This window comes from Pseudomonadota bacterium, assembly GCA_026388275.1.
Classification (GTDB): Bacteria; Desulfobacterota; Syntrophorhabdia; order Syntrophorhabdales; family Syntrophorhabdaceae; genus JAPLKB01.
The window spans coordinates 22,618-28,800 of the sequence record JAPLKB010000018.1 but is presented as its reverse complement, the minus strand read 5'-3'; the positions used below and the strand labels follow the sequence as shown (position 1 = coordinate 28,800).

Here is a 6,183-nt window from a genome sequence, read left to right as displayed (position 1 = left end):
GGGAAGATCGTTGAGCGCCGCAAGTGCTGCCACATTGCTGTTCATGGAGATGCTGTATTCCGTTCCGCCTATTTTAGCAGTGCCGCTGGGAAGAATAAAGTTCTGGGCATTGAAGGCGTTGACCACATCCTGCGAGGTCAGGTTCTTCGCTTGCAGCGCTGCCAGGTCGATATCTACGGCGACGAGGCGTGCTTTCCCGCCAGCCGGATACGGAACGGAGGCTCCCCGGATGGATGAAAGACCGATCTTGACGTAGTTCGTCGCCATGTCCTGCAGTTCCTGCTCCGAGAATTTCTTGCTTGCAATACTGTACTGGAGGATCGGGACCGAGGACGCATTGTAACGAATAATGAAAGGCGGGGTGATTCCCGGCGGAAGAAATCGCAAAACCGTTTGTCCGCTGGCCGTAATCTGGGCCACCCCGTCTGAAACCGAGCCGCCCGGCTGCAGGAACACCTTAATCACGCCTACCCCGTTGTAGGCAGTGGACTCGATATGCTCAATATCGTTGACCAGGGTGCTGATCATGCGCTCGTGGTTGTAGAGGATGCGTTCCTCCATCTCCCGGGCATTGAGACCATTGTATGTCCACACCACACCGATAACCGGGATGTTGATCTCCGGAAAAATGTCCGTCGGCGTGCGAAGCAACACGAACGGTGTCAACAATAAAAGTACCAGTGCTGCCACCACGAAGGTGTAAGGCCGGCGTAACGCGAGTCGAACAATCCACATGATTTATTTCCTCCTGAAAATATTTGTCAAAGCCGAGGCTGAAAATTGTGGTTCAGCAATAGCCTGTCGCTGTCCCAGATGCAACCATCGTTTCTGTGAAGATGCAGTTATACAAATTAAATTATCCTTCTTCATGTTGCTTTGCCTCCTTGTCTGCAAGTCTAACCGCTTCAGGGCGCTTTGCGCCTGAGTACTAATGGACTACTGGCGCGGACTTCGAGTATCGCAGGTCAGCAACGAAGGGGGGGTGGTTCTGAGAAAGGATGTAAAACGATGATTACAATCGAATCGACCGTTTCTCCGGAGAGGAGAGACAATGTTTGAGAGACGAATGGGGTGGTCGGTAAACCCACCATTGTGAGGTTGTCCGTTTCGCTCTGTGAGGTTATAGAATGAAACAGACAGGGGTTACATTTGAGGATAGGCTTATGCTGCTTAAGGGGACAGCCTTCTCCGATCTTATGTGCAAAGTTTAATGGCATAGATGCAAAAAGGATGACAATCAGAAAGAACGCGGGGACGAGAATGAGAAATCTATTTTTCAGCATCGAAATCCTTTATTGATAAGAATTATAATATATATCCAAGCAAATAGTATACCACATACCTGCGGACGGTAGTAAATTTAACAATACTTATGGGTATTACAGGCTATTGCACAAACACCTGGCACGATGACTCACAGGCAGACCCCGATATGACCCAACATTGTTGTCGAATAATATCCTTTATACAACAGTATTGTCGAAATACATTGTACAAAAACTCGCTTAGTAGCCATTCTTTTTTTCCAGGTTTTCTGCGAAATCTACTGTGTTCCATTAATAACCATTCGTAACATGCTATGTTGAGGCATGGGGCCAGATTGAGGATTGCAATAAATATTCATCAGATTTGCAGAAAAGCCTGTATGCATGCTTTGTACGTGCAGTTAATAATTCTTCATAAAAAAACCTGTTGTGAAATAGTTTGTACAGGGGGCATAAGGTGCATGCTCTCCCCATAGAAAAATCATAAAAATCTTGACACATTGTTTTTAAATTTCTACAATAAATACAGCATTAATGGGGATTAAAGGCAGTGAATAGTTAAAAGGCAGTGAATAGTGAATAGTATATAGTGAATAGTGGTAAAGGCGGTAAACAGGTTATGACTTCTGAGTATCTCAACCTTTTCTGTAAAGTTACTCCTTGATAAATCACCCCAGCAAAGGGTGTGTGTTGCTATTCACTATCTACTGAGGACTATTCACTAACGACTATTCACTGAATTTTAAAAAGGGGGAACTATATGGCAACAAAGAAGACAAGTGTAAATCCTGAATTTCTGTACATTCCAGTAGAAAAGATTGTAGTAATGGAACAGGTGAGATCAAGCATTGATATCGAAACAGACTCATTTAAGTCTCTTATGCAGTCCATCAAAGATAAGGGCATCTTAGAACCGCTTATTGTAACCGCACAGGATGACGGGACATATGTCCTCATCTGTGGAGAGAGACGTTTGCTGGCAGCCAGACAATTAGGACTTGAATCCGTACCAATAAGAATTATTGAAGCAGGCAAGGAATTAGGCGCCACCATTGCCCTTCAACTGACGGAGAATCTCCAACGGGAAGACTTAAATCCCATAGACCAGGCCAAAGGGATACTCTCTTTCATTCAGGCAAAACATCCTGATAAAGGGTATGACATGGACGGGGTGATGTGTGATTTGGTGAGTTACAACCGGAGACCGGAAGACCTACCAGAGGAAATTGCTACAACGTTTGTAGCAACTACCAAAATCGCTGCAAAGTCAATATCTACGCTGTTTAACATAATTTCACTTTTAAAACTTTCTCCTGAAATTCAGGCTGCAATTACGGCAGGAAATCTCCCCGTTTCCCAGGGTTATCTCTTTGCCGCCAACCTTGATTGCCCCGACCTTATGACGATATTTACCGACATTTTGAAAACGCCTGTGACCTATACATCTTTAGAGAGTAGACTTACCGCATACAAAAAAGTCAAACCTGACCCTGTTGATATAAAGCCCAAATCTGTTAAGAAACAAGTTAAAGGCCTGATATCCATAAAAACAGATTTTGAGAAAGGCATTGGAACCTATATACGGGAAGATGTTGAAAAATATCTCTATGAACTGCAGGTTTTCTGTAATTTTGTACAGCAACAGACGTTTATAACCCCATACGGAAAGAAAAGACCACCACAAGTATAAAGGCAGTGAATAGTTAATAGTGAATAGTGAATAGTAAGAAAGGCAGAAAATATGAAAAGGCAGTGAATAGATAAAAAGCCAGTGGATAGTGAATAGTAGATAGTGAACGGTTTAATCCCGCTTTATGCGGGACATGGTGAAAAAAGCGGGAAAACATTTGAAAAGCAAATTAAACTGATGTGAATCGAGAGCAGGCTGTAAAGCGGGTAAGCCCGACACCGATACTTATCTTAATGGAAAATATAGGTTAAAAGTATGCAAGAACCGGAAGAGCCCCTTTTGTTTGTTCCTGCATAATCAGCCCGTTCTTCATATACATTAAATGCTTCCTGGGTTATAATAACTAACAATATGACCCGGTTAAGAACTTTATCAGACAATTTTTTAAAAGGCTTTTCAGGGCGGACAAAAGACTTTTATGTTGCCCTCTCAATATCGATCATAATCCATATGCTTGCAATTTATTGTATATTTGTTATACCTTCAGCTAAACCGCGCAAGATGGAATACATATCTATAGACCTTGGAATGATTCAGGCAACCGAAATGTCAGGCGAGGCAAAAATAAGGGACAAAGGGAAAGGGTCAAGGGTCAAGGGAGAAAAAACATCCGCTAAAGCAGAAGGGGTAAAAACAGAAAGCGCTGAAGTTCACAGTGTGGATAATCCCGGGGGCAATAAACCATTTTCAATAAACAACACTATTGATGAAAAAGACAAGGATAAAAAGGGCATGCAAACGGAAACGGTATCCTTGAATGCATTCAGCAGTCTAACCGGTTCGGGCGCGCATAAAGGCGGAAAAACAGGAACCGGTGCTATTGACTCTGCTGAAGGAACGGATGGAGGCAGCTCTGGTTTGCCGGGTCAGGGAGGGGGAGGAAAGGCTTACGATTATGGATATGTTCGGGAAGCGGTCATGAAAAATTTGAAATACCCTGAAAAAGCAAGGCGTTTTGGTTGGGAAGGGAAGGTTATACTTTCTTTTATTATAAATGAATCAGGATCGGTTCGTGATGTAAAAATTGTTAAGAGCTCAGGCATTCAAATGCTCGATGAGGCAGCAAAGGATGCATTAACAAGGGTTACAGCATTCCAGAATAAATATAACAGATTGATGGTAGTTCAATTACCGATAGAGTTCAGATTAAAGCAGTAATGAGTATTTTTGCTCGATACTGCCCTCGCAATGAAACCGTTCTTCAATGCCGTTGGCCGAACTAAGAAAAAATCAGGAAAATCATTTCATGTCATTCTGTTGAGTTGTTTTAAACTTGTCAACAAAAGCCCTTATGCCCATAAAGACAAGGAGTACCCCGAAGGCAAGGAAAAAACGATAAGGTATGCCGAATTTCAGTTTTTCAGTTATATTAACCATGATCTTCAAGGCAAAAATATTAACGATAAAACCGGCGCCTTCTTTATAGCCTGACACAAAGGGCAGCAGCGCAAGAGGGAAACAAACACCGATAACAATTAAAGTAATTCCTATTTTATGATTTCTTTTCATCTACATTTCCATAAAAGTGTTTTTAAAACAACTTACCAGTTTAACAAAAACGCCCGTCGAATACAACGGGCGTTTTTGTGTCTGTCTGGTTTTATTAAATATACTGTCTTTTAATTGCCTTTCTTGAATTCCTTCTCCATTTCATCTTTTGCTGGTTTTACATATATATCCCTCAGCTTCGGTTTTTCGATCTTACCGGCAGGGTTGCGAGGAATAGTCGTATAGACGAATTTTTCCGGCCATTTAAACTTTGCGAGACCCTTTTCTTTGCAAAAATTAATTATTTCATCGTCAGTCAATGTTTCACCTTCTTTTGCCTGAACAAAAGCCATAACGATCTCTACAAGTCTCGGATGCGGATAGCCAAGTACAGCCACATCCTGAATCTTCGGGTGTTTCCGTAATGCGTCCTCTATTTCAGCCGGGAAGATGTTTTCACCGCCCCTGATGATAAGATCTTTTGCCCTGTCTGCAAAAAAGATAAAACCCTCTTCATCTACATAGGCAAGATCTCCGGTGTGCAGCCATCCGTCCGTTATTGTCTTGGCTGTCATTTCAGCATTAAAGGCATATTCCTTCATGAGACGGGGACCCTTAAGTACAAGTTCTCCAATCTGACCTGCAGGCAGTTCATTGTTATCAGCATCAATCACTTTTGCTTCCATAAATGCTGTTGCCTGGCCTATTGAACCAGGTTTCCGCATGATGTCTGCGTCATAACAGTTTGTAAGCCCGCCGCCGCCGCCTTCGGTTATGCCATAGATATTTGCGATCGGCAGATTGGGGAAGAACCTCTTCGAATCCTCCAGGAGGATATATGGAACCGGCTGGGCGCCGATCTCGATATGCTTCAATGCGGAAAGGTCGTATTTTGAAAGGTCAACCTGGCCTGATTTAATGGCATTTATTACATCAGACCATGTAGGCACCGTGTTCCAGCCGCCGGTGCATTTTTCGTCGGCAATGGATCTTAAATAAAATTCAGGCTGTATTTCCATAGGCATAAGCACTTTGCCTGCCGCAATATAGCAGGGGAAAGAGAGAAAAAGAGTGCCGCTGTGGTAGAAAGGATGCGGCGATAGGTAGATGCTGTTATAACCCTCATTATACGTAAGAGCATTGCCTATGCCTATAAAAAACAGTGTTTTATGGGTATGGGAAACTGGTTTGGGTGCTCCTGTAGTACCTGAGGTGAACATAAGCTCAGCCATTTCATCATCATCTGCTTCGACGCAGATGCTTGTCCCGTTGCCGTTTTTCATGATCTCATTATATGATTTTACACCAGGCAATAAATTATCGCCAAGGCAGATAAAGTGTTTACAGTAATCCATCTCCTTCATGATCGGCTCAACTCGCTGATTAAAGGCTTCACCGAAAATAAATGCCTTACATTTTGTAACATCTGCGGCATATTTGATATCACTGCTTGCAAAACGGAAATTCAGCGGCGTTACAGTGGCGCCTATTTTCAAAACAGCTATATAGCTTGCGTACCACTCCATACAGTTCATCACGAGGTGCACGACGATATCGCCTTTTTTTATTCCGCATTCCTGCTTCAGATAATTTGCAAGCTTATTCGCCTGATCGTCAAATTGTTCCCAGGTCAGGCTCCTTCTGAGCCCCTTTGAAGGGTAGCTCTCAATGATAAATTCTCTTTTGGGAAATTTGCTTGCATTAAGTCCGGAAAAAACAGCAAAATTCATGATGCCCTCC

5 protein-coding genes are annotated in these 6,183 nt (G+C 42.9%); 2 read left to right on the top strand and 3 right to left on the bottom strand.

Features of this window, described 5'->3' with window-relative positions:
• Positions 1–735, bottom strand: a 735-nt coding sequence (locus NT010_05130) for an efflux RND transporter permease subunit (protein MCX5805440.1), incomplete at its 3' end; no start/stop codon positions are given.
• A 1,290-nt stretch (positions 736–2,025) separates the two neighbouring features.
• Here NT010_05130 and NT010_05125 point away from each other — a divergent pair.
• Positions 2,026–2,955: a ParB/RepB/Spo0J family partition protein gene (locus tag NT010_05125; GenBank protein ID MCX5805439.1), complete on the top strand. Its 930-nt coding sequence runs from the start codon at positions 2,026–2,028 to the stop codon at positions 2,953–2,955.
• A gap of 501 nt (positions 2,956–3,456) precedes the next feature.
• Positions 3,457–4,113 (top strand): energy transducer TonB, encoded by a 657-nt coding sequence (locus NT010_05120; protein ID MCX5805438.1) that lies wholly within the window; start codon positions 3,457–3,459, stop codon positions 4,111–4,113.
• A gap of 81 nt (positions 4,114–4,194) precedes the next feature.
• Here NT010_05120 and NT010_05115 read toward each other — a convergent pair whose 3' ends face one another.
• Both NT010_05115 and NT010_05110 read right to left on the bottom strand, forming a co-directional pair.
• Positions 4,195–4,464 (bottom strand): hypothetical protein, encoded by a 270-nt coding sequence (locus tag NT010_05115; GenBank protein ID MCX5805437.1) that lies wholly within the window; start codon positions 4,462–4,464, stop codon positions 4,195–4,197.
• A gap of 110 nt (positions 4,465–4,574) precedes the next feature.
• Entirely contained in the window at positions 4,575–6,173 is a 1,599-nt protein-coding gene (locus tag NT010_05110; protein MCX5805436.1) for a class I adenylate-forming enzyme family protein, read from the bottom strand.
• Positions 6,174–6,183: the final 10 nt, after the last annotated feature.

Excerpts from the sequence above, each read along its gene's own strand:
- NT010_05125 (MCX5805439.1), top strand. The coding sequence starts at position 2,026 with ATGGCAACAAAGAAGACAAGTGTAAATCCTGAATTTCTGTACATTCCA.
- NT010_05120 (MCX5805438.1), top strand. The coding sequence starts at position 3,457 with ATGGAATACATATCTATAGACCTTGGAATGATTCAGGCAACCGAAATG.
- NT010_05115 (MCX5805437.1), bottom strand. The coding sequence starts at position 4,464 with ATGAAAAGAAATCATAAAATAGGAATTACTTTAATTGTTATCGGTGTT.
- NT010_05110 (MCX5805436.1), bottom strand. The coding sequence starts at position 6,173 with ATGAATTTTGCTGTTTTTTCCGGACTTAATGCAAGCAAATTTCCCAAA.